Below are 21,513 nucleotides of genomic sequence, written 5' to 3'. Positions count from 1 at the left end.
ATGACAGAAAATCGTTACTCTGTCGTTCCGCTGACTTCCATGATGCAAAGGCTTGCAAAGAAAGTGTCTCTTTCAGAAGCCTGCTTCGAGAGGGCCCACCAAGTATCGGCGTCGTCCTGCGTCATCATGCCTGCGGCCGCGCACTGGTCTCTGACTTTGTTAAGATCGAAAATGACGTCGGCGTCATTTAATTTGCTGGTCCAGAAAGTATGGACGTGGGCGTCAAGATGTTTGACGCCGCATTCGTTCATCAGCGACGCCAGCTCGCGCCCGATAAACGGGTTTCGAATCGAGCGCTTGAATAAACCGGCGATTTTGCTGCTATCGTCAAATTCGCCGTTGAACAGAACAAAGGTCTCCCAGTCGGGCTCGCAGGCGACAATGCGACCGCCCCTCTTGGTGACGCGGACCATTTCCGCCAATACGGCCTCGGGATTTTCCATATGTTGCAGCGAACGATCAATTCGCGCAGCGTCTACCGATTGATCGACGAGCGGCAACCGATGGCCGTCGCCAAGCAGAAACTTGAGATTAGCGGCGGACGCCGCACGCTCTCTGGCAATGGCCAGGAACTTCTCGCTGTTATCGACGCCGACAAAATTTGTGTTTCGATACGCCTCGGCGAGGTGGATCAGGTCCGAGCCCGTTCCGCATGCGACATCCAGGATGACCTGCTCGGGGGCAATGAGCAGTGATCGCCACGAATGGGATTTATACGCTTTGAAAAACGCCAGCTCGTTCATGAAGTCCAAACAGTGGAGAAGCTTGCTGAACAGCTTCCCATCCACGCTACGAAACCCGCTGCCTATGTTTCCGGTCATGAGCTGATGTGCTGATTGTCTCGACGAGCTCGATGGTCGAACAGTATCAGCGCCGCCGCAAGAAGATTGGCGTAGGCGGTGGCGCCCATTTCAAGAAAACGGTCTATGTCCTGAGTCATGAGCCGGCGAAGCGTCGCTGTGTCTCGGTCGATGAGGAGATAGCTCGCAAGCAACTTACGGCACTGCGACGAATCCAAGATTCTGGGGTTTGAACTCGCAAAAGCCTTCATCTTTAAAATTCCAGTATAAAAAAACAATATGCAGTAATGACAGTCTCGTTTACAGCTTGCCTCGTCCGGCGTCAATCGCGATGTCGCCGGGGCGAGGTTGAGCCGCCTCTTCTTGCGGGATAGAGGCAGGTCGTTTCCGAAACACCTTGGTCCGGTCGATCCGCGGGCCCCTGGAACGGTCGTCGGTTGCGGCATGCTCCGCACCCCGCCGCAGCTGTCGGATCGATCGCGTCCTCGATCAGGACGGCCTGCCGCTGATCACCTTCGCCGAGGCTGCGTCGGCCTAAACCAATGAAGCAAGGAAAGTCCGGCCGAGAGCAGGCCCGAACCATATACCAGCCTGCCGAGGCTTTCATCCTTGATCGCATAGCTAAGAACGGCCAGGAGCATCCCTAAGATTGCTATGGCCAAAGGCGTCGAACTGCGCTCGCTCATCCTTCCGATCTTTCATTATGATTTCGTTTTAAGCCGCCGAGGAGAACGGCGGCCGCGCCAAGCGAGCGACGATGTTGCCGATCAAGTTGGCGCTATTGCGGCGCCTCGCGGCGGAAAGCCTCTTCGAACGGTTTTCACCGAATTGATTTATGGATCGCCGCCTGAGAACGGCTCATGCTGCGGGGTTCAGCGGCGCCGAACGCTCCTGTGCGCCCCGGATAAAGTGTCGGATCCGGCGCGGCCCAGCTATGCTGCGAGCGGCGACGGGCGCGTCGGCGCCGAACGCGCTACCTCAGTCGTATGCTCAAGAGCGACATCCGCTTGCAAGCCGCAGGGAGAAGAGACAATGCCGAACACCGTTCGCCTCCATAGGGTCCTCGCCACGACGCCGGAGAAGCTCTATCGCGCATTTATCGAACCGGATGCGCTCGCAAAGTGGCTGCCGCCGAATGGCTTTGTATGCACCGTGCATCGCTTGGAACCCAAGGTCGGCGGCGCCCATCGCGCATCCTTCCGAAACTTTACTACGGGAGAAAGCCACGCCTTCGGCGGGGAATTTCTCGAGCTGTCGCCGAACGAGCGCCTGAGGTATACGGATAGGTTCGACGACCCCAACATGCCGGGCGAAATCCACGTCACGGTGATGATCAAGAAAGTCTCGGTCGGCGCCGAACTGAGCATTGTCCAGGAGGGCGTTCCAGACGTCATCCCGCCGGAAGCCTGCTACCTCGGCTGGCAGGAATCGCTCGAAAACCTCGCAAGGCTCGTTGAGCCCGAGATCAGCGGGTAAGTCGCACGGCGGCGCGCTCGAACGGAGAAGCCCGCCTCACGGCGTCGAGCTGCTTCGTTTCGAGCTCGAACATGACCGTCAACGGCCACACCCCGCTCGGTCTCGCGAGACCGGGGTTGGACAAGGGCGCCTGGGCATCCCTCGCGAATGGGGCCAACTCGAGCGATTCAGCCCTATTTGAACCGAAAGTTCGTTCCTGAAGCAAACTGCCAAGGCTCCAGCTGAATGAGGGTGCCATGCCGTCCGAGCCGCCCAACAGGATTAGTCTGAAGACGGCGCTGTTCATCGCAAACGTTTTCGGTCCCGCGACGGCGACGCATTACCTCTTGCGGGGCCAACTTCACGAGGAAAGCCTGAAGGATCCGCTTCCCGAAGAGTTTTTCACGCTCCTCGCCAAATTGAGCGCCGCCTCGGAGAAGAACCAATCGACCGACGACGAAGAAGGACAAAGCGACGAACCGAACGCTTAACCGGTGGATCGACGACTGCGAACAGGGCCAGACGCAAATCGGCGGCGCTCCACGGCGGCCGGAGGACGGCGCCCGGCCGGGCGCCTTCGTCTAGAGGCGGACGTTACTCCCAGAACTTTATAAGCTGGAACGGCTCCGTCAGATCGGGCCCTCTGCTCGTCGCAGGGTCGAAATCAAGCGGCCCGCCGAAGGTCAGGCGCCATGACGGCCGCTCGACCGGATGGCCGACGACGCCCATCTGGCCGACGCCGCACACCGCGTCGGTGGTCGGAGCGATAATGGTTCCGGTGCAGGCGCGAAAGAGCGGATCCTGCGGAATGAACGATCCATAGCCATAGGCGATCTGCTGCGACCTGGAATTGAACATATTGAAGACATCGAGCTGAAGCTTCCAGCCCTCCTTCCAGCGATAGCCGACGCGCGCATTCACCGTCCCGATCGCCGGGCTTTTTAGGAAACCGTCCTCGGTGAGCGCGCGGGGCGCAATGTAACGGTATTTGAAGTTGCCGAACCAGCCGGTCGCCTCGCCCAGCTCGAGGACGGCCGTCGCAATGATCGGCGTGGCGTTGACCAGATAATTGCCCGGCGCGTTGCTCTGCCACGCGCCCCATTCGAAGGCCCCTGGCTGAAGCAACTCGCTGTAGAGGTCGGCCTGTTCCTGGTTGAAGCCCCTGAAGCGAGCGCGGACGGCGGTCAGATCGCCCTCGAAAGCGAGCCAGGAGAGGGGGCGATAGTGGTTGGTGAATTCGACGCCGATGCGATCGGCGCCCCGCGCGATCACGGTGTTGCCGCTGTCGCCCTCGAAGATGTTCTCTTGCGCGGTCTGGATGAAGAACAGCGTCGCGGCGCTCTCGAGCTTGTCGATCGCTTTGGTCTTCACCCCGACCTCCGCTCCGGTCGAGGGCGAGAGAAGTCCCTGCCTGCGGACACCGACGTAGCCGAGATCATCCGTCGCTTCCGTGGCGGCGACGCGCTGCGTGGTGGCGCGGAAGTCGTTGGAATGAAAACCACGCCCGAAGTTGAGGTAAAAGTCGGTCTTATCGTCCCATGGGTTGATGATGACCGACGCCTTCGGGCTTAGGAGCTGCGCGTTGGACGTTCCGCTGTTGATGGGCCCGGTCCATAGGCGAAACGGATTGGTGGGATCGAAACCAGGGGCGTCGAGGGCGGGAATCAAGGGCGAATCCCAATAGGCCTGGAGGCCCGTGTTGCTGCCCCAGTAGTAATCCCAGCGGGCGCCGACGATGGTCTTGAGCCACGGCGCCCATCTCGTCTTCACGTCGGCGAGCAGCGCAATGCTGCCTTCGCCGACATGGTCGTTGCGGGTCGTGGCGTAAGGCACGCGAAGGAAGCTGTCCTGCAGGCCGAGCCTTATGTCGTCGTAGCGCGACTGGAAGCCGACCTTGATCTCGCTTTCCCTGTCGAGCAGGCTGAACTTGATCGCATGATAGGCGTTGCCGCCGATCATCGTGCGGCGGTCGAACTGGCGGAACTGGTCGCCGATGACCGGGTGCGCCAGGAAGTAAGTGAAGTCGTTGAAGAGATTGAGCGTCGAATGCATGGCGAAGGCTTCGACCTTCGACCAGTAATTCGCGGTCTCCTGCGCCCAGCGACCCGAAAGGCTGAACCGAGTCGTGTCGCCGCCGTCTGTCGGGTTGATGCTTCCCCAGCGGGAAAAGCCCCAATCCAATATACGCAGCGGGATTTGGTCGGTCGAGTTCCAGCGGTTGGCGTAGGCCATGCCGGTAATCGACATTCCGTCGTTCTCTTCTCCACGCGACCACCGCAGCACCGCATTAATCTTGCGGGCGTTGTTGGGAATGAGCCAGGGGCCGTCGTAGGTCGAAATTTCGCCGCCGCCCAGAATGTCGCCGCCGGCGAACTCCCATGATTTCATGCCAAAGACGCGGCCATAGTTGAACGCGCCCCCGGTCGTCGAAAAAACGCCTTGCGGGACCTTCCGCAAATATTGCATCCGGATCGTGCCGGCGTTCGAAAAATCGCCATCCTCGACGTTGTAGGGCCCCTTGCGGGCGTCGATATAGGCGAGCATCTCGGGAATTACGAAATTGGCGTCGGCGTAGCCCTGCCCGTGCCCGTGGGTGCGCATATTGAGCGGTATGCCGTCGAGATAAAGGGCGAGGTCGGTGCCGTGGTCGAGGTCGAAACCGCGCAGGTAATACTGATTGGCTTTGCCTTCGCCGCTGTGCTGCGTGACCGCAAGTCCGGGCACGATCTCGAGCGCTTCGCCGGGCCGGAAGGCAGGGATCGTGTTGACTTGACCGCCAGTGAAGAAGCGCTGGCTCGAGGAGGGCATCTCTTTCGGAGGCGCCGGATAAACAATTCTCGGACCGAGCGCCGTGTTCTGCTGCGCGGAGGAATCGAAGCCGTCGCTGGCGTCCGCCACGAAGGTGGACGGCGGCGCAACAAGAGGCGTCGCACGGACGGCGCGCGGAGCACGCGCGACCTGTCGACTCGCCGTGCGCCTCGTTTGTTGTCCGCCGACGTTGATCGTCGGCAACCTGGCCTGAGCTGCGGCGTCGCCGGCAATCATCGCCGCAAGCATTGCACTCGCGGAAACTTTCAAGAACCGATCCGATGACATCTCGCCAACCCCGGGACGACCGCATTGATCGCCGATTTTTAACGAAAGTCACAGGATGAGCCACCTCCTAGTATGATGTAGGTGTAGTTTCTGCATATCTGTGGCTTTTGAGTGACAGTCGGCTTCGCAGGCGCGGCCCGGCACGCGGAGACCAACCCCGCTCGAGCCAAGCGAAAACCTGTCCCAGGGCCAAAAGCGCCGCTCCCGAGTCTGCCGGCTTTCGAGGAGAGACACCGGACTCAAGAACGCCGATAGGGGGCGTCCGCGGCGCGCCCCGCTGCCGCAAACCGAGCGCTCAATCTTCCACTTCTCGAACAAGCTCCTTTATTCTGACGACCGCTTCGGTGCGTGATCGGACATGGAGCTTCCGCATGACGCTGCGGACATGCGACTTGACCGTGCTTTCGCTCAGGTCGAGCTCGTAAGCGATCGTCTTGTTGGGTTTGCCTTTCAACAAGGCTTCGACAATGTGATGCTCACGCTTCGAGAAGCTGCTGAGCGGATTTTTGCGGCCAGCTTCCGGCTCGACCTGCGACATCACGACGTTTGCCGGAACGAAGACGCCGCCGGTCAGGACAAGTCGGATCGCCTCAGCGGCGACTGTGAGCGGCGTCGCGCTCGGAATATACCCGTGCGCCCCCGAGCGCAGGTAATTTCTGATATGGCTCGCGCTCAGATCGTCCGAGCAAATGATGATGGGGATCGCCTTGTGGTCCTGGCGAAGCTCACGCAGGATCCTCGGTTGTTCGTCATCTGTATCGGCGCAACCGCTCAGGATAAGCACCCCGGCAGAGGCGCTCGCGCCGTGCTCTCTCCAGCTTTCCAGGTCTGGAAAGGTCAACACTGGACGCGCCAGACTTTTCTGCAGGCACAACGCCAGGCACTCGCGAATGAGAGTCCTCTTTTCGATAACGACGACCAATTCTGAAAATGTTTCCGGTCGGCTCATTTCGAGATCTGCAATTGGAGTCGAGCGACGACTCTGCTCCGAAGCTTCGGCGATCATTTCCATCCCCCGATCTTTTCACGGATTTACGACGCGGCGCGCGTGTGTTCGCTCAGGGGTCCCATGCCTGCGCCGGCGCGCCTGTGGAGGTTGTCGGCCTCCGGCAGGAGCAGTCGTCGGTACGACGGCGCTGTTGAGGGTTGCTGAAATAGCTGCGACGATGGCGGTCATTGTCGGCTCCTGCCCGTTCTTGGCGCTTCGAATAAACCGTAGCGGAGGCCGCATGAGGCGTACGTGCGCCAGCGCACGCACAGGCATGCGCGCTCGCATTTCTGACGGGTAGATCGCTCAACGTTCTCGCTTGATGTGCCCAACCCGCGTCGCCAGCTCGACGAAAGACTGGCCGCCCCCCTCTTCGGAGGAGTGCAGCGCTTGCCTGAGGTATCTTGCGGGGAAGCAAATCGCATCGACGTTGGCGTCGCGCAGCTGCGCGTTTCGCTCGGGATCGGACGCTAACCGTCTTTCCGTCTCGACGAGAATCGACTCAAGCTCGCGGCTCTCGAAAACGCCTTTGTCCCGCAGCGAGACCAGAAGCGCCGAGAGAACGACATAAAGACCCTCTAGTTGGAGATTTGCGGTGTTCATCTTGCAAACGCTTTCCCTTGGATCAACGCGCCGAGAGCCCCCCGACGTTACCTAGGGTGACGCATATCCGTCGTCGCGCGCGAAAAGGAGAGAAACAGGGGCGCTGCGGCAAGACGATGTGAGAAGCAAGTGCAGGCGGCCTCAAGCGTGAAAGTAAAGGCGTGAGCATGCGCGCCGAAGCGTGACAGCCTTTGCCGAGGAGGCTTGGCCCGAGCAGTCCGCTCTCTCTCTCTCTCTCTCTCTCTCAATGCATGGGCCGGCGTCGCGCGGTTCCGGCGCGGGTCTTCTCTGAAAGCCCCGGGCGCAAGCGGGCAGGCATGCCGCACTTGCCCGTCTCCGCCTGCAAGAATCCGGTCGTCGGAACCAGGCTCTCGAGAAACTTGCGGATGGGATCTCGAACTTCCGAAACCTTTTTCATCGTGCGTCTCCTCGACAGCGACGGCGGTGCAATCAAGTAAGCTAAGCGTCACCCCAACTCGCGGGCGGATCAAGATCTGGGCCTGCAAAGATGCCCCTTCGCCGCGAGATTTCGCCACGACGTTGCCGATGGGTGACAGCACGCCGCGTTCGCTGCAATGCAGCGTCAGATTTTTGCAGAAGCTAATGAAAACGCGCCTAAATGCGAATTATCTCTTGTTCCGCCAACGCGCCGACATGACGCGCTGCGATGAATTCGGATTTGCATTCTGGCGCCTGCCCCTATCCACCGCAGGCGACGACTATCTGGCGCAAGTAACGAGATGCGCGCGTTTCGATGAAGCGCGGCTCAATGAATAGCGGGACGATCGCCTTTTATGAACGACACGAGCTCTCTCGCCCGATCGGTGTAGAGTTGCAATTTGTCCAGGTCCAAAGGGTCGCTCAGAAATTGGAGCATCAGAATATCCCTGTCGTCGAAAAAGGCAGGCCCGACGCCGCAAAAGAAAAAGCCGCGTTTGCGCGCTTCCTCCGCCAGAAGCGGCAGACCCGGATCGTCGACGGGCGCAGAAAGTTGCACCGCGCGCGCGCCAAGGCCGAGAATATCCTGAAAGGCCTGGTTGAGCTCGATTGCTGCCTTTGCGCCCACCTGCTCGAAGTGGATTTTCCCGTAGCCGCGCGTGTCGATCGATACTTTGGTTTTCGAATTCTCGGCGGCCGGGGCGCCAGACTGAGACGCGGCCGCCTTGGCCCCCAGGCTCTCGTAGATCCCGAGCATGACGGCGCGATAAGGTTCAGGCGCATAAATCCTGCGTTCGGGCGGCTCCTTGAGGAAACGGAAGGTCATCAGGTAACTCTGGCGCTGTCCATGCGTCGGATAATTTGCGTCCTTCGGATGAGAGGTTTCCGGAGCCGCGCCAAGCAGGACGGCGCAGACCGGCATGCCCGCCCGCTCATCGTTGCGCTGAGAGAATGTGTGGATCGTGACTGGTAAGGCATAGATCCCCGTCAAGCCGAGCTTCTGCGCCTCTTCGGATAAGCGCTCTGTCATCTGCTCGAGCAGATGGCGCCCGCGGTAGGCGTTCACCACAACAGCCTCGCCGCGTTCGGCTATAATCGCGCCCGGTTCGCGCTCGAGCGCGACATGGCCGATGACTTCGTCCTTTTCATTTCGAGCCACGACGGGGATCAGCGCGCCGTCCTCAACTTTGCTCCAGTAGCGCTGCGGCGAGAAGACTTCCGTGTGCACGTAATTGTGGCCATAGACGTCCAAAAAGCATCGCGCAATCGCCGCGGTGTCTTTTCGACTCGGCAGATCGATACGAACCTTCGCGGACGCCGCTGTGGCGGCCTCTTGCGGAATCGCCAAGTCGAACCTCTCGAGTTGCTCGACTTCTTCCGCGATCTTTCTGTGAAAGCTCAACTCCCATCCATCGATCCCATGTTCACGAATGGAGAACCCGGCGTCAGGCCGAACAAGATCGCCCAGCGACTGCGCAAGCCGAGAGAATCTCGCATGGCCTTTGACGAGGATTCGACAATGAACGTCTCGACGCCAGGACGAGACAATCAGGCTGGCGTTGTCCGAGCCGTTCGCGAGAGCGCAGAGCACCGCCCAAGCACGGAGCGAATCTTCGGCGATTTGAGTGGCGATCGAGGGAAGCGCCCCTTCCAACAGCGCCGCTTCGCGCACGAAGGCGCGGACGAGCTCGCTGCGGCTCAGCTCGAGCGGCAATCTGATTTCACTGAAGCGGGTCTGCTTCTTTTCCACGTGAGATCCCTCCTGCGGCGCGCGTGATTCGGCCAAAGCTTAGAGCGGCGAAGCTGACCGAGAAAGACGCGCCCTCACGCCGCCGGCGCCAATGCGCTCGCCTGACGCGTGGCGAACGCTATCAGCCGCCTTCGAGACGGAGGGAATCTGCCTCGTTTCAGGGGAAGCAGCCTGGCGCAGCGCAGGAAACTTTCACGACGACTGGCGTTTGCCGGCGACGGCGCCACGCGACATTGGAGCCTGTTTACAAAGTTGCGCGCTACGCTGGCGATTCACCGTCTCGCCACCTCGGCGCGCAGCACGACGACCCGGGTCCCGGCCGGAGTCTTTTGATAGAGATCCATCACGTCCTGATTGATCATGCGAATGCAGCCCGACGATTGGCTTTGTCCGATCGTCCATGGCTCATTCGTGCCATGTATCCGAAACAATGTGTCTTTATCGCCTTGCCAAAGATACATGGCGCGCGCGCCAAGCGGATTGGCTGGGCCGCCGTGCATGCCGAGACCGCTTTGCAGTTCGACGAGTTGCTTTTTGAGATCCGGCCGGCGTTCGACCATTTCCTTTGGCGGATACCAATCCGGCCACTCTTGCTTACTCTTGATCGTCGCTTCTCCGGCCCAGGCGAATCCCTCCCGGCCAACGCCCACGCCATAACGCGTCGCTCGTCCGCCTTCCTCTATATGATAGAGGTAGTGATTGGCCGGATCGATGACGATTGTTCCCGGAGGCTCCTTCGTCGCATAGGCCACGTTCTTGCGAAGAAATGCCGAATCCACTTGTCCGGCTTTGACGGCTGCGACGGTGAAACCGGCGTCCTTGACTTCGGCGTAAAGATTGCCTTCAGGAGGATCGCCAGGCTCCCTCGGCCGGACGCTCTCGGCCGGCGGATTCTGCGGCGCCGCGGCGATCGTGGGGACGTTCGAGACGTGAGTAGACTGCGTGCTGGCGCATCCGGCAAGGGACACGCCCGCCGCTGACGCGAGCAACAGGCCGATACGGCGCGCGACGAGAGACATCAGGCAACAACCCTTTCGGTAAGGAGAGCGGCGCGCGTCGCTGGACACGGGCAGCTGTCGACAAAACCATCTCCGAACCATGGCGCTCGACGACGACCCCTTCGTTCAGCGCCACGCATCAGGCTCCAAATAGACGCCTGTTTATGTGTTGGAAACGCACGTTTACCATATCATCGAAAAGGGAGCCGGCAAATACGTCGGCAAAACGAAACCCCAGGCTCAGGAGAAATGCATGGCGACCGTTGAATTGCTTTCGGATAGCGAGCTCTCGGCCGAGGCAAGAGCCGTGTTCGACGATATCCGCGCCACGCGGAACAGCGACTACGTCAACAATTTTTGGCGCGCCCTCGCTCATGACCCCGCGACTCTCAAGCGGACATGGGAGAATCTCAAGGCGATCATGGGACCCGGCGCGATCGACCCCAAGGTCAAAGAAATGATCTATATCGCCGTGTCAGTCGCCCATGGTTGCCCCTACTGCGTCCATTCGCACACGGCCGCCGCCCGGACAAAAGGCATGTCGGAGGCTGAATATCACGAGCTCCTCGCCGTCATTGGGATGGCCTCGATGACGAACAGACTGGTCACGGCTCTCGGGGTTTCCATCGACGACGCATATCAGGTCCCGTGACGGCCTCGCCGCGGCCGCCATGGTCGAGGTAAACAAAAATTTAACCGCGTGCACTGCAATATCGATCTTCCCCTAGCGGTGGAGCGTGACCCATGACCCAGGAAATGCAAATCGACGTCGCCTTGGCCAATCTGGAAGCAGGGAAATTCTCATTCCGCACTGCTGACGCCATCAGGACCCATATTGAGAAATTGGAAAGGGAGCTGGCGACCGCTCGGGACTCCGAGCTCGATCTTGGCAGAAAACTCCAGCTCAGAGAATACGCCAACGCCAGGCTGGAGGCGGAGCTGAGAAAATCGAACGCGACAATTCACGCGCTTCTGCGCGCCAATAAACTTACCGAAACGGCTTGCACATATACCGCCGTGCTGGCGGAGGAGGCCAAAAAAAGTCTGGAGGCCTTTGCGCAATACGCCGCCCAATCCTCGAAGCGGGCCGCAATACTGTTGAGCGACGAGAAATTCTGGCTCGGCATGCGCCAGCGCGCTGAGCGCGCGGGAGAGAAGATTGCGGCCGCCGTTCGGGACCTTCAAGCAAGCGATGTCTGGCAGGGCCGCCATCGCGGCATGCAAGTGAACTGGGGCCTCGACGACGTCAAGAAGTTCGTTGCAAAGCTCCAAGCCCGGTAGGCTCATGTCTCGTTGTCGCGCGAGAACCTAAAGATCGATCGTGTGTGGTCCAATCGGTCGCGCGGCGACGCCGGCCTCGACGCTTAGGGTCACGGGAGCCGGCGCGAGCGTTTGGCGCAGCGGCCTGCTGCCTCCGTGGCCCGCCGTTTCCGGGCCCTGACGGCCTTTCTTGGCGCTTCCTTACCCGGCTTCGAGACATAGATGCCGCCGCATCCGCGCGCTCGTCGTAAGGGAGCTTGAGCGATGCCTTATCACTCCACAAACAGGCGCGTTTGGGTTGGACCCCGCCGCCTGCCCGGAACTTTGTATTGCCCGCAACGGCCGTCGGGGCTGATCATCTTCGCCCACGGCAGCGGCTCATCCCGCTTAAGTCCGCGCAATATTTACGTTGCAGAACAACTTGTCGCGCGGGATCTCGCCTGCCTGCTGTTCGATCTTATGCAAGAGGAGGAGGCGCGAGATCGGCGCAATGTCTTCGATATAGCCCTGCTGGCCGAAAGAGTTATCGAGGCTATTGCTTGGGCGCCGCAGGAAGAAGGGATTGGCGGCCTTCCGCTTGGGCTGTTTGGCGCGAGCACCGGAGCCGCAGCGGCTCTGGTCGCGGCCGCCGAGCAGCCCAACGCAGTCGCCGCCGTCGTCTCGCGTGGCGGGCGCCCGGACCTCGCCGGCGCGGCCCTGCCACGCGTCCGGGCGCCGACGCTGTTGCTTGTCGGCGGTGAGGATTGGGACGTGCTCGAACTTAACCGTGAAGCGCTCGCTCTCATGGCCTGCGAGGCGCGTCTCGAAATCGTGCCCGGCGCGACGCACCTTTTCGAGGAGGCCGGCGCGCTGGAGGAGGTTGTCGTCCGAGCCGGCGCATGGTTTCTCGATCATCTTACGGGTTAAGCGGCTCGCGGCGCTAGATGGGCGCCAAACGCCTTTTCGTGATTTCGTCGAACGCCAAGAGGGTTTCAATAAGCTCTGGCATGGCGCGCAGGGGCAGCATGCTCGGACCGTCGGACGGCGCATGGTCCGGATCGGGATGCGTTTCAACGAAGACGCCGGCGACGCCGATTGCGACAGCGGCTCTCGCAAGAACCGGCGCCATCCGTCGATCGCCGCCCGACGCGCTTCCCTGCCCACCCGGCTGCTGCACTGAATGGGTCGCGTCGAAAATGATCGGATATCCGGTCTGCGCCATGATCGGCAAGCCGCGCATGTCGACGACGAGCGTGTTGTAACCAAAACTTGCGCCGCGCTCGGTTAGCAGAATGCGCTGGTTGCCGACGCTGGCGACTTTTTCCGCCGCGTGGCCAATATCCCAGGGAGCCATGAACTGGCCCTTCTTGATGTTGACGGCGGCGCCCGTCGCGCCCGCGGCCAGAAGCAGATCGGTCTGCCGCGAAAGAAAAGCGGGAATTTGCACTATATCGACGACCTCAGCGACCGGTTTGCACTGAGCTTCGCAATGGACATCGGTCAGCAAGGGAATATTGAAACGCGCCTTGACATCGGCGAACACGGGCAGCGCCTTTTCGAGGCCGAGCCCGCGCGGCGCCCGCGCCGACGTCCTGTTCGCCTTGTCGAAAGACGTTTTATAAACAAGCCCCACGCCCGCCGCGGCGGCCATTTCCACGAGAGCCGCGGCGCATTCGAAAGCGTGGTCCCGCGACTCGAGCTGACAGGGTCCGGCAATGAGCGTCAAAGGCAAGTCATTGCCGAGAACGATGTTTCCGACGGTCACGTGGCGCTGCATGCGGGTCCGGGCCTCTTCATCGATCTACCAATCAGTCGACAAAGACTTGAAAATCGACACGCCCGCCGTTCCGCCAGAACCCATGCAAGCGTCGCGTTGCACGCTAGCGTCGCGCTCGGAAGGCGTCAACAAAGCTTGTCCGCGCCTGCGCCCGCCCTTCGGTTCTTTGTGTATGCGACAACTGCAAGCGAAAGGATTTATAAAGACGCCGGCGCGAACGGCGGAGGTTTATCTTCGCAACCTTGTTTGTTCTTGGGCTGAATGCTACTAGCAGGCTGGCAGCCTTGGCTTTTCGCGGCTTCACGAGCCGCCTGGGGAGAAGCGACGTTATGGAAGCGACGTTATGAATGTGCTGATTACGGGCGGCGCTGGTTTCATCGGGTCTGCGGTCGCCCGGCGCTTCATCACGCAATCCAAGGATAATATTCTTGTTTTCGATAAGCTGACCTATGCCGGCAATTTGGATTCGCTCGCGCCCATTGCTGAAAATCCCCGTTACGCCTTCCGGCGCGCCGATATTTGCGATCGCGCCGAAGTGGCCCGCGCCTTTGCCGAGTTCAAGCCCGACGTGGTCATGCATCTTGCCGCGGAGAGCCATGTCGACCGTTCGATCGACGGACCGGCCGCGTTCATAGAGACCAACGTCGTCGGCACTTTCACGATGCTTGACGCGGCGCTCGAATATTGGCGCGCCCTACCGCAGGCGCAAGCAGACCGCTTCCGCTTCATGCATATTTCGACCGACGAGGTTTTCGGCACGTTGGGCTCGGAAGGGCTATTTCGCGAAGACACGCCTTATGCCCCGAATTCGCCCTATTCGGCTTCCAAGGCAGGGTCAGATCATCTGGTGCGCGCTTGGCGTGAAACCTACGGGCTGCCGACCATCGTCACCAATTGCTCGAACAATTACGGCCCCTATCACTTCCCCGAAAAGCTCATTCCGCTCATGATTCTCAACGCCGTCGAGGGTAAGCCGCTGCCAGTTTACGGGCGCGGCGAGAATATCCGTGACTGGCTCTATGTGGAGGATCACGCCGCGGCCTTGATGCTCGTCGCGCGCAAGGGCGTCGTCGGCGAATCCTATAATGTCGGCGGACGCAATGAAAAACGTAACATCGACGTTGTTCACGCCATTTGCGACATTCTCGACGAACTGTGTCCCAGCGCCGAGGGCTCTTTCCGCCGACTGATTGCTTTTGTCGACGATCGCCCCGGCCACGATCTGCGCTACGCCATCGACTGCTCGAAGATCGAGCGCGAGTTGGGATGGCGGCCCGAGCAGACCTTTGAAACCGGCCTGCGTCGCACAGTGCAATGGTATCTCGACAATCCAGCCTGGTGGCAGGCCATTCGTTCGGGCAAATATCGCGGCGAACGACTCGGGCGCATCGCTTAGCCCCTTCCATTTACGCGAGTTCTTCTCATGCAGTTCGAAGACGCTGAAATAAGCGGGGTTAAGATCGTCACGCCGAAAAAACATGGCGACGCCCGCGGTTTCTTCTCAGAGGTCTACAAACAATCCGAGTGGCGGGCAGCGGGTCTGGATTACACTTTCGTCCAGGACAATCATTCGCTTTCGGGGCCCGTTGGCACCCTGCGCGGCCTGCACTTCCAGACGCCTCCTTTCGCGCAGGACAAGCTCGTGCGCGTCGTGCGCGGGCGTATTTTGGACGTCGCCGTCGACATCCGCCGATCGTCGCCGACCTTCGGCAAGCACGTGGCCGTCGAACTCTCCGCACAAAACTGGCGCCAGCTTTTCATCCCGGCCGGATTCGCCCATGGCTTCGTTACGCTCGAGCCAGATACGGAAGTGCTTTACAAAGTGACGGCATTTTATTCCGGGGCGCATGACAGAGGCCTCGCTTTCGACGATCCGGAACTCGGCGTCACCTGGCCAACGCCGCCCGGCGGTCTCCTGCTGTCCGAAAAGGACAAGCATTGGCCGCGCCTGCGCGATCTCGCTGAGGCCTTCGCGTGAACGCGATGGGTAGCCAGGACGCGCGGCGCGGGTCAGTCTGACAGCCTAATTGTTGAGGAACACCGAATATGCGCGGCATCGTTCTCGCCGGAGGGTCCGGCACCAGATTGCATCCGATGACGCTTGCGGCGTCAAAACAGCTGCTGCCTGTCTACGACAAGCCGATGGTCTATTATCCTCTGTCGGCGTTGATGCTCGCGGGCGCGCGCGAAATCCTCATCATCTCGACGCCGGAGGATTTGCCATCCTTCAAGCGTCTGCTTGGCTCCGGCGCGCAATGGGGCATTGCGCTTTCTTACGCGGAGCAGCCGCGCCCCGAGGGGCTCGCGCAGGCCTATACTATCGGGGCGCCCTTCGTCGAAGGCCACAATTCCGCGCTGGTGCTCGGCGACAATATTTTTTACGGCCATGGGCTGACCGAGGCGCTGAAGTCGGCGCGCAGGCGCGAGAAGGGCGCGACAATTTTCGCCTATCATGTCCGTGACCCCGAGCGATACGGCGTCGTCCAATTCGACGCCGACGGCAAAGCGGCGTCGCTCGAGGAAAAGCCCGCCAAACCCAAATCGAACTGGGCGGTGACGGGCCTCTATTTTTACGACGGGCGCGCGCCGGAATACGCAGCCTCGTTGAGGCCCTCGCATCGCGGCGAACTCGAGATCACCGACCTCAACCGCATCTACCTCGAGGCTGGCGCGCTCAACGTCGAGCGCCTCGGACGCGGCTTCGCCTGGCTCGATACGGGCACGCCCGCGTCTCTGCTGGAGGCTGCGCAATATGTGCAGGCGATCGAACAGCGCCAGGGGCAACGCGTCGCCTGCCTCGAAGAGATCGCCTTTACGCAAGGCTGGATCGACGCAGGCGCGATGCGCGAAGCCGCGGCCCGTCTCGCGAAGAGCGGGTATGGCGCGTATCTGTTGCAGATTCTCAACGAGCGCGAAGATTGAAAACTTAACCGAATCTGTGGCGGCGCCATGAACAGTCGCGGCCATTGTAATGGCGCAAAGCTCTGGTTTGCGTGGCGATGCGCGTAGGGGCGTCGCCCCGACGCGACTTCATCACGAAACAAAGGTCTCCCATGCAAAGCATCGCGCTCAGCCGCCCGGCAAAGAAAGCATTTCTCGTCGCCGCCGTCCTTACCGCCGCCTTGCCGCTCTATGGCTGCTATACGCCGGGCGAACGCGCCGTCGGCGGCGGCATCATCGGCGGTCTCGGGGGCGCAGGCATTGGCGCTCTTGCCTCTGGCGGCCTGGCGGGTCCGACCCTGGCTGGCGCCGCCATTGGCGCCGCGGGCGGCGCGCTGGTCGGGGCCGCCACCGCGCCGGCGCCGCGTTATTATCGCCGCCGCTACTATTATTAAGAGCGGCCGCCTGCGGTTCGGCGTCGCATGCGCCGAACCGCGCTCGCGCGCTGAAGCTCCGCTTCAGCATTCTCGATTGCGAGCTCGGACTGAACCTTAAGGCCCGAAAACCGCCAGGCGCGCGGCCGAAGAGCCTGCCGACCTTCTGACTTATCGCTCCCGATATTGAAATCAGTTCGCGCTTGCTCAGGTACCTCTTGTTAGAACGCGCGTCGCCGCGTTCGGAGGAGAGGCCTTAACCTATGGCGAACACCGACGTCTTCGCTGACTTTGTCCAGTTTTACCGTGAGCGGCAGGCGAGCGAGATGTCGCTCGATTCCTACCTCGAACTGTGCCGTGAGGATCAGAAAACTTACGCGAGCGCAGCCGAACGAATCCTTGCCGCAATTGGCGAGCCTGAACTTGTCGATACTTCTCGGGACCCGCGTCTCGGCCGCATTTTCATGAACCGGACCATCCGGGTCTACCCGGCCTTTGCGGAATTTTACGGCATGGAAGAGACGATCGAGCGCATCGTCAGTTTCTTCCGGCATGCGGCGCAGGGCCTCGAGGAGCGAAAACAGATCCTTTATCTGCTGGGCCCGGTCGGCGGGGGCAAGTCGTCACTGGCGGAGCGGCTCAAGGCGCTGATGGAGGCCAATCCGATTTATGTGCTCAAAGCGGGCAATGAGCTCAGCCCGGTTTTCGAGAGCCCTTTGTGCCTTTTCGACCCCGTGGAAGCCGGACCAATTCTGGAGACCCGCTACAATATCCCCCGGCGCAGGCTGAGCAGCATCATGAGCCCGTGGTGCCTCAAGCGGCTCGATGAGTTTGGCGGCGACATCACGCGGTTCAAGGTCGCGAAAATCTCCCCGTCGCGGCTGCGCCAGATCGCCATAGCCAAGACAGAGCCGGGTGACGAGAACAACCAGGACATCTCCTCGCTCGTCGGCAAAGTCGATATCCGCAAGCTGGAGGCGCATGCGCAAGCCGATCCGGACGCGTATAATTACTCGGGCGGGCTCAACCGCGCCAACCAGGGTCTTCTCGAATTTGTCGAGATGTTCAAGGCGCCGATCAAAATGCTGCATCCGCTGCTCACGGCGACGCAGGAAGGCAATTATATCGGCACCGAGAACATCGGGGCGATCCCATTTTCTGGCATCGTCCTTGCTCACTCGAACGAGGCGGAGTGGCAGACCTTCAAGTCCAATCGCAACAATGAAGCCTTCATCGACCGCATCTATGTCATCAAGGTGCCCTATTGCCTGCGCGTGACGGAGGAGCAGCGCATCTACGAGAAGCTTCTCAGAGAATCCGAGCTCGCCAACGCGAGCTGCGCGCCAAATACGCTAGAAATGCTGGCGCGTTTCATTGTGCTCTCGCGGTTGGCGCCGCATGAGAATTCCAACCTGTTTTCGAAGATGCGGGTTTACGACGGCGAGAGTTTGCGCGAGGTCGATCCCCGCGCCCGCAGCATTCTCGAATATCGTGAAGCCGCCGGCGTCGATGAGGGGATGACGGGCCTGTCCACCCGCTTTGCCTTCAAAGTGCTCGCGGCGACGTTCAACCACGACACTGTGGAAGTCGCCGCCGATCCGGTGCATCTGATGTATGTCCTCGAACAGTCGCTGCGCCGGGAACAACTGCCGCCCGAGATCGAGAAACGCTACATTGAATTCATCAAGGCCGAGCTTGCGCCCCGCTACGCCGAATTCATCGGGAAGGAGATCCAGAAAGCCTATCTCGAATCCTACCAGGACTATGGCCAGAACCTCTTCGACCGCTACATCGATTATGCGGACGCATGGATCGAGGACCAAGACTTCAAGGATCCCGATACGGGCCAGATGCTCGACCGGGAACTGCTCAATCAGGAATTGACCAAGATCGAGAAGCCGGCGGGCATCGCCAATCCAAAAGACTTCCGCAACGAGGTCGTAAAGTTTGCGCTGCGCTGGCGCGCTTCCAACAAGGGACGCAACCCCTCCTGGGCAAGCTACGAGAAGATCCGCGACGTGATCGAGAAGCGGATGTTCTCTCAGGTGGAGGATCTTCTGCCGGTTATCAGCTTCGGCACCAAGAAGGACACCGAAACCGAGAGCAAGCACGGGGAATTCGTCAGCCGCATGGTTGCACGCGGCTATACCGAGCGGCAGGTTCGCCGCCTGGTCGAATGGTATATGCGCGTGAAGCAGGCGGGATAACGCTGGGAGCGACGCGCGCGCAAGGATAGCGAAGGGGACCATGCGTATCGTCGATCGCCGGCTCAATCCCGGAGGCAAGAGCTTCTCAAATCGGCAGCGCTTCCTTCGCCGCGTGAGGGATACGGTGGAGCGCGCCGTTCGCGAGGCGAGCCGCGAGCGCGCCATTGAGGACCTGGAAAACGCGCAGGAGGTCACCGTCCCGGCCGACGGCGCGCGCGAGCCCGTGTTCCGCCACACGGCGGGAGAGCGGCGCGATTTCATCCTCCCCGGAAACCGCGAATATGTAGAGGGCGATCTCATCGACCGTCCGAGCGGCGATGGCGGCGGCGGCGGAACCGAACCAGGCAGAGGCCACGGACAGGAGGACGCTTTCCGCTTCGTGCTGACGCGAGAAGAGTTTTTGAGCATCTTCCTCGACGACCTCGAGCTTCCCGATTTCGCCAAGCGCGGACTTGTCGATGCGCAAAAGCTTGGATCGCGGCGCGCCGGCTATACGGTGAGCGGCACGCCCGCCAATCTCTCGCTGGGCCGCACGATGCGTATGTCGCTCGCGCGGCGGATCGCCATGGGACGACCGAAGCAGCAAATCGTGGAGCGGCTCGAACGGGAGACCGCCGGCGCGACCGAGAAGGACATCGCCGATCTCCTCGAGCAGGAACTCAAGTCGGCGCGCGCGCGTCGTCTGCGCATCCCCTTCCTCGACCCCGTCGATCTGCGTTATCGCCGTTTCGAACGTTTTCCGCGGCCCGTCGCTCAGGCTGTCATGTTCTGTCTGATGGACGTGTCCGGTTCGATGACGGAGCATATGAAAGATCTCGCAAAGCGCTTCTTCATGCTCTTGCACGTGTTTCTTACGCGCCGATACCAGCGCGTCGAAATCGTGTTCATTCGTCACACCGACGAGGCTCAGGAAGTAGACGAAGAAACGTTTTTCCGCTCGACGGAAACCGGCGGCACGACGGTTTCGTCGGCGCTCGTCGAAATGGATCGCATCATCACCGACCGCTATGATCCGGCGAACTGGAATATCTATGGCGCGCAGGCGTCCGATGGCGACAACATGCTGAGCGACAACGACAGGACGCGAATGTTGCTTCAGGAGAAGATCCTGCCGCGCTGCCAGTATTTCGCCTATCTCGAGGTCGCCAACTCGAACGAGACGTCCCCGATCTCCTACATCGGCGGCAGCTCCTTGTGGAACGCCTACGCGCCCCTCGCGACAAGCGCGCGCAATTTCCAGATGCGCCGCGTCTCGCGACGGGACCACATCTATCCCGTCTTCCGCGAATTGTTCCAGCGCCGCGAGGGCGCCAATGCGGAGGCGGCGAAATGAGCGGGGAGCTGCTCTTCGAAGGCAAGGACTGGAGCTTCGAAACCCTGCAGATGATTCATGACGCCGCGGAGGTGGTGGCCAAGCAGGAGCTCGGGCTCGACACTTTTCCCAATCAGATCGAGGTGATCACGACGGAGCAGATGCTCGACGCCTATTCCTCGACCGGAATGCCCCTGCTCTACCGCCATTGGTCTTTCGGCAAGCGCTTTGCGCAATATGAAGGGGTTTATCGCGCCGGTCTTCAGGGGCTCGCCTATGAGATCGTCATCAACTCCAATCCCTGCATCAGTTATGTGATGGAGGAAAACAGCGCGACGATGCAGGCGCTGGTGATCGCTCACGCTGCGTTTGGGCATAACCATTTTTTCAAGAACAATTACCAGTTTCGTCAATGGACGGACCCCGCTGGGATTTTGGACTACCTCGCTTACGCAAAGAACTATATCGCCGCCTGCGAAGAGCGTTACGGCTATGCTGAGGTCGAGCGCCTGCTCGACGCCGCCCATGCGTTGTCGGCGCAAGGCGTTGATCGCTATCCGCGCAAACGGCCGATGAGTCTCGCGGATGAGGAAAAGCGCGATCGCGAGCGCAGAGAAGAACGCGAACGACTCTACGACGACCTCTGGCGCACCGTGCCGCGCTCGGGCGAGAGCGCGCGCAAGGCTGTCGACCACCAGCGCGCGCTGCTGCGTCTTCCTCAAGAGAACGTTCTTTATTTCCTCGAGAAGGCGGCCCCGAAGCTTCATGCCTGGCAACGCGAAGTCTTGCGGATCGTACGCCTCATTGCGCAATATTTTTATCCCCAACAGCAAACAAAGGTAATGAACGAAGGGTGCGCAACCTATTGCCACTATCGCATCATGAGCCGGCTGCACGAAAAGGGGCAGATCAGCGACGGCAGCTACCTCGAGTTTCTTCAGTCTCACACCAACGCGATCCGCCAGCCCACTGCTCATGATCCAAGCTATAGCGGAATCAATCCTTATGCGCTCGGCTTCGACATCATGCGCGATATCGCCCGGATCGTCAGGGAGCCGACGGAGGAAGACCGGCACTGGTTCCCGCAAATTGCGGGAACAGGCGACGAAATGGCGGCGCTAAGGGACGTCTGGGCGAATTACCGCGACGATAGTTTCATCGCCCAGTTTCTCAGTCCGCATCTTATGCGCAATTGGCGGCTGTTCCACATCGTCGACAAGGAGGACGCGCCGAAGCTACGCGTCGAGGCGATCCACAATGAGCGTGGCTACCACGATCTGCGGCGCAGCCTTGCCAGCGATTACGAAGTGGGCCGCCATACTCCCGACATTCAGGTCGTCGACGTCGACCTGGCCGGCACGCGCCGACTCGTGCTCCATCATCGCGTCTTCGAAGGTAAGATCCTGGACGTGGTCGACACGGCGCTGGTGCTGCGCCACCTGACGGCGCTCTGGGGCTACGACGTCGTGCTCGAGGAGGTCGACGCCGTGACGAATGAAGTGCTAAAGGCCCATATGGCGTCGCCCGAGGCGTGAG

22 protein-coding genes are annotated in these 21,513 nt (G+C 60.7%); 13 read left to right on the top strand and 9 right to left on the bottom strand.

Annotation, left to right across the window (positions count from 1 at the left end):
* Positions 1-14: 14 nt before the first annotated feature.
* Positions 15-821, bottom strand: a complete 807-nt coding sequence (locus tag ACETII_RS12035; RefSeq protein ID WP_472785624.1) for a methyltransferase domain-containing protein — start codon at positions 819-821, stop codon at positions 15-17.
* Positions 818-1,051 carry a hypothetical protein gene (locus ACETII_RS12030; protein WP_472785623.1) on the bottom strand — a complete coding sequence of 78 codons (234 nt, stop codon included), beginning with the start codon at positions 1,049-1,051 and terminating at the stop codon, positions 818-820. Before ACETII_RS12030 ends, ACETII_RS12035 begins: the two co-directional genes overlap by 4 nt.
* A gap of 781 nt (positions 1,052-1,832) precedes the next feature.
* Between ACETII_RS12030 and ACETII_RS12025 the strand changes: the two genes are divergently transcribed.
* Together ACETII_RS12025 and ACETII_RS12020 are read left to right on the top strand one after the other, a co-directional pair.
* A complete protein-coding gene (locus ACETII_RS12025) occupies positions 1,833-2,276 on the top strand; it encodes an SRPBCC family protein (protein WP_363346220.1) in 444 nt (147 codons plus the stop codon).
* Between the two features lie 236 nt (positions 2,277-2,512).
* Positions 2,513-2,746: a hypothetical protein gene (locus tag ACETII_RS12020; protein ID WP_363346218.1), complete on the top strand. Its 234-nt coding sequence runs from the start codon at positions 2,513-2,515 to the stop codon at positions 2,744-2,746.
* A 103-nt stretch (positions 2,747-2,849) separates the two neighbouring features.
* Here ACETII_RS12020 and ACETII_RS12015 read toward each other — a convergent pair whose 3' ends face one another.
* The 4 genes from ACETII_RS12015 to ACETII_RS12000 form a co-directional block, all read right to left on the bottom strand.
* Complete coding sequence (locus tag ACETII_RS12015) at positions 2,850-5,333, bottom strand: TonB-dependent receptor (protein WP_472785622.1); 2,484 nt, start codon at positions 5,331-5,333, stop codon at positions 2,850-2,852.
* 313 nt (positions 5,334-5,646) lie between these two features.
* Positions 5,647-6,363 carry a LuxR C-terminal-related transcriptional regulator gene (locus ACETII_RS12010; protein WP_472785621.1) on the bottom strand — a complete coding sequence of 239 codons (717 nt, stop codon included), beginning with the start codon at positions 6,361-6,363 and terminating at the stop codon, positions 5,647-5,649.
* Between the two features lie 282 nt (positions 6,364-6,645).
* A complete protein-coding gene (locus ACETII_RS12005) occupies positions 6,646-6,942 on the bottom strand; it encodes a hypothetical protein (protein WP_363346211.1) in 297 nt (98 codons plus the stop codon).
* A 244-nt stretch (positions 6,943-7,186) separates the two neighbouring features.
* A complete protein-coding gene (locus tag ACETII_RS12000) occupies positions 7,187-7,360 on the bottom strand; it encodes a hypothetical protein (protein WP_363346209.1) in 174 nt (57 codons plus the stop codon).
* A 128-nt stretch (positions 7,361-7,488) separates the two neighbouring features.
* Here ACETII_RS12000 and ACETII_RS11995 point away from each other — a divergent pair, with 128 nt between their 5' ends.
* Positions 7,489-7,719 carry a hypothetical protein gene (locus ACETII_RS11995; protein WP_472785620.1) on the top strand — a complete coding sequence of 77 codons (231 nt, stop codon included), beginning with the start codon at positions 7,489-7,491 and terminating at the stop codon, positions 7,717-7,719.
* On the opposite strand, the gene ACETII_RS11990 is transcribed toward ACETII_RS11995, so the two are convergent.
* Both ACETII_RS11990 and ACETII_RS11985 read right to left on the bottom strand, forming a co-directional pair.
* Entirely contained in the window at positions 7,709-9,130 is a 1,422-nt protein-coding gene (locus ACETII_RS11990) for a hypothetical protein (RefSeq protein WP_472785619.1), read from the bottom strand. The genes ACETII_RS11995 and ACETII_RS11990 overlap by 11 nt on opposite strands.
* A gap of 272 nt (positions 9,131-9,402) precedes the next feature.
* The gene (locus ACETII_RS11985; RefSeq protein ID WP_363346204.1) at positions 9,403-10,149 is read right to left on the bottom strand and encodes a L,D-transpeptidase; all 747 of its coding nucleotides are present in this window, start codon (positions 10,147-10,149) and stop codon (positions 9,403-9,405) included.
* Between the two features lie 232 nt (positions 10,150-10,381).
* Between ACETII_RS11985 and ACETII_RS11980 the strand changes: the two genes are divergently transcribed.
* The 3 genes from ACETII_RS11980 (at position 10,382) to ACETII_RS11970 (ending at position 12,294) form a co-directional block, all read left to right on the top strand.
* Complete coding sequence (locus ACETII_RS11980; protein WP_363346202.1) at positions 10,382-10,780, top strand: carboxymuconolactone decarboxylase family protein; 399 nt, start codon at positions 10,382-10,384, stop codon at positions 10,778-10,780.
* 92 nt (positions 10,781-10,872) lie between these two features.
* Positions 10,873-11,409: a hypothetical protein gene (locus tag ACETII_RS11975; RefSeq protein ID WP_472785618.1), complete on the top strand. Its 537-nt coding sequence runs from the start codon at positions 10,873-10,875 to the stop codon at positions 11,407-11,409.
* A 243-nt stretch (positions 11,410-11,652) separates the two neighbouring features.
* A complete protein-coding gene (locus tag ACETII_RS11970) occupies positions 11,653-12,294 on the top strand; it encodes a dienelactone hydrolase family protein (protein WP_472785617.1) in 642 nt (213 codons plus the stop codon).
* A 13-nt stretch (positions 12,295-12,307) separates the two neighbouring features.
* Here ACETII_RS11970 and kdsA read toward each other — a convergent pair whose 3' ends face one another.
* Positions 12,308-13,144 carry a 3-deoxy-8-phosphooctulonate synthase gene (gene kdsA, locus ACETII_RS11965; RefSeq protein ID WP_363346196.1) on the bottom strand — a complete coding sequence of 279 codons (837 nt, stop codon included), beginning with the start codon at positions 13,142-13,144 and terminating at the stop codon, positions 12,308-12,310.
* Between the two features lie 343 nt (positions 13,145-13,487).
* Between kdsA and rfbB the strand changes: the two genes are divergently transcribed.
* The 7 genes from rfbB (at position 13,488) to ACETII_RS11930 (ending at position 21,512) form a co-directional block, all read left to right on the top strand.
* On the top strand, positions 13,488-14,540 hold the full coding sequence (rfbB, locus tag ACETII_RS11960; protein ID WP_472785616.1) for a dTDP-glucose 4,6-dehydratase: 1,053 nt from the start codon (positions 13,488-13,490) through the stop codon (positions 14,538-14,540).
* 27 nt (positions 14,541-14,567) lie between these two features.
* The gene (gene rfbC, locus ACETII_RS11955) at positions 14,568-15,122 is read left to right on the top strand and encodes a dTDP-4-dehydrorhamnose 3,5-epimerase (protein WP_472785615.1); all 555 of its coding nucleotides are present in this window, start codon (positions 14,568-14,570) and stop codon (positions 15,120-15,122) included.
* A 68-nt stretch (positions 15,123-15,190) separates the two neighbouring features.
* Positions 15,191-16,066 carry a glucose-1-phosphate thymidylyltransferase RfbA gene (gene rfbA / locus ACETII_RS11950; protein ID WP_472785614.1) on the top strand — a complete coding sequence of 292 codons (876 nt, stop codon included), beginning with the start codon at positions 15,191-15,193 and terminating at the stop codon, positions 16,064-16,066.
* 131 nt (positions 16,067-16,197) lie between these two features.
* Positions 16,198-16,479 (top strand): hypothetical protein, encoded by a 282-nt coding sequence (locus ACETII_RS11945; protein WP_363346188.1) that lies wholly within the window; start codon positions 16,198-16,200, stop codon positions 16,477-16,479.
* Between the two features lie 242 nt (positions 16,480-16,721).
* Positions 16,722-18,665 carry a PrkA family serine protein kinase gene (locus ACETII_RS11940; RefSeq protein WP_363346186.1) on the top strand — a complete coding sequence of 648 codons (1,944 nt, stop codon included), beginning with the start codon at positions 16,722-16,724 and terminating at the stop codon, positions 18,663-18,665.
* A gap of 40 nt (positions 18,666-18,705) precedes the next feature.
* Positions 18,706-19,998: a YeaH/YhbH family protein gene (locus ACETII_RS11935; protein WP_363346184.1), complete on the top strand. Its 1,293-nt coding sequence runs from the start codon at positions 18,706-18,708 to the stop codon at positions 19,996-19,998.
* Positions 19,995-21,512, top strand: a complete 1,518-nt coding sequence (locus ACETII_RS11930) for a SpoVR family protein (RefSeq protein ID WP_472785613.1) — start codon at positions 19,995-19,997, stop codon at positions 21,510-21,512. The genes ACETII_RS11935 and ACETII_RS11930 overlap by 4 nt, the downstream gene beginning before the upstream one ends.
* Position 21,513: the final 1 nt, after the last annotated feature.

Source organism: Methylocystis sp. NC52PC, assembly GCF_055698645.1.
This window is presented reverse-complemented; position numbering and strand designations above follow the sequence as displayed.

What these genes read in the sequence shown, in the direction of transcription:
- ACETII_RS11930 (WP_472785613.1), top strand. Translation starts at nt 19,995, where the DNA reads ATGAGCGGGGAGCTGCTCTTCGAAGGCAAGGACTGGAGCTTCGAAACC.
- ACETII_RS11945 (WP_363346188.1), top strand. Translation starts at nt 16,198, where the DNA reads ATGCAAAGCATCGCGCTCAGCCGCCCGGCAAAGAAAGCATTTCTCGTC.
- ACETII_RS12020 (WP_363346218.1), top strand. Translation starts at nt 2,513, where the DNA reads ATGCCGTCCGAGCCGCCCAACAGGATTAGTCTGAAGACGGCGCTGTTC.
- ACETII_RS11995 (WP_472785620.1), top strand. Translation starts at nt 7,489, where the DNA reads ATGGGTGACAGCACGCCGCGTTCGCTGCAATGCAGCGTCAGATTTTTG.
- rfbA (WP_472785614.1), top strand. Translation starts at nt 15,191, where the DNA reads ATGCGCGGCATCGTTCTCGCCGGAGGGTCCGGCACCAGATTGCATCCG.
- ACETII_RS12025 (WP_363346220.1), top strand. Translation starts at nt 1,833, where the DNA reads ATGCCGAACACCGTTCGCCTCCATAGGGTCCTCGCCACGACGCCGGAG.
- ACETII_RS11935 (WP_363346184.1), top strand. Translation starts at nt 18,706, where the DNA reads ATGCGTATCGTCGATCGCCGGCTCAATCCCGGAGGCAAGAGCTTCTCA.
- ACETII_RS12010 (WP_472785621.1), bottom strand. Translation starts at nt 6,363, where the DNA reads ATGGAAATGATCGCCGAAGCTTCGGAGCAGAGTCGTCGCTCGACTCCA.
- ACETII_RS12030 (WP_472785623.1), bottom strand. Translation starts at nt 1,051, where the DNA reads ATGAAGGCTTTTGCGAGTTCAAACCCCAGAATCTTGGATTCGTCGCAG.
- ACETII_RS11985 (WP_363346204.1), bottom strand. Translation starts at nt 10,149, where the DNA reads ATGTCTCTCGTCGCGCGCCGTATCGGCCTGTTGCTCGCGTCAGCGGCG.
- rfbC (WP_472785615.1), top strand. Translation starts at nt 14,568, where the DNA reads ATGCAGTTCGAAGACGCTGAAATAAGCGGGGTTAAGATCGTCACGCCG.
- kdsA (WP_363346196.1), bottom strand. Translation starts at nt 13,144, where the DNA reads ATGCAGCGCCACGTGACCGTCGGAAACATCGTTCTCGGCAATGACTTG.
- ACETII_RS11970 (WP_472785617.1), top strand. Translation starts at nt 11,653, where the DNA reads ATGCCTTATCACTCCACAAACAGGCGCGTTTGGGTTGGACCCCGCCGC.
- ACETII_RS12005 (WP_363346211.1), bottom strand. Translation starts at nt 6,942, where the DNA reads ATGAACACCGCAAATCTCCAACTAGAGGGTCTTTATGTCGTTCTCTCG.
- ACETII_RS11940 (WP_363346186.1), top strand. Translation starts at nt 16,722, where the DNA reads ATGGCGAACACCGACGTCTTCGCTGACTTTGTCCAGTTTTACCGTGAG.
- ACETII_RS11975 (WP_472785618.1), top strand. Translation starts at nt 10,873, where the DNA reads ATGACCCAGGAAATGCAAATCGACGTCGCCTTGGCCAATCTGGAAGCA.
- ACETII_RS12000 (WP_363346209.1), bottom strand. Translation starts at nt 7,360, where the DNA reads ATGAAAAAGGTTTCGGAAGTTCGAGATCCCATCCGCAAGTTTCTCGAG.
- ACETII_RS11980 (WP_363346202.1), top strand. Translation starts at nt 10,382, where the DNA reads ATGGCGACCGTTGAATTGCTTTCGGATAGCGAGCTCTCGGCCGAGGCA.
- ACETII_RS12035 (WP_472785624.1), bottom strand. Translation starts at nt 821, where the DNA reads ATGACCGGAAACATAGGCAGCGGGTTTCGTAGCGTGGATGGGAAGCTG.
- rfbB (WP_472785616.1), top strand. Translation starts at nt 13,488, where the DNA reads ATGAATGTGCTGATTACGGGCGGCGCTGGTTTCATCGGGTCTGCGGTC.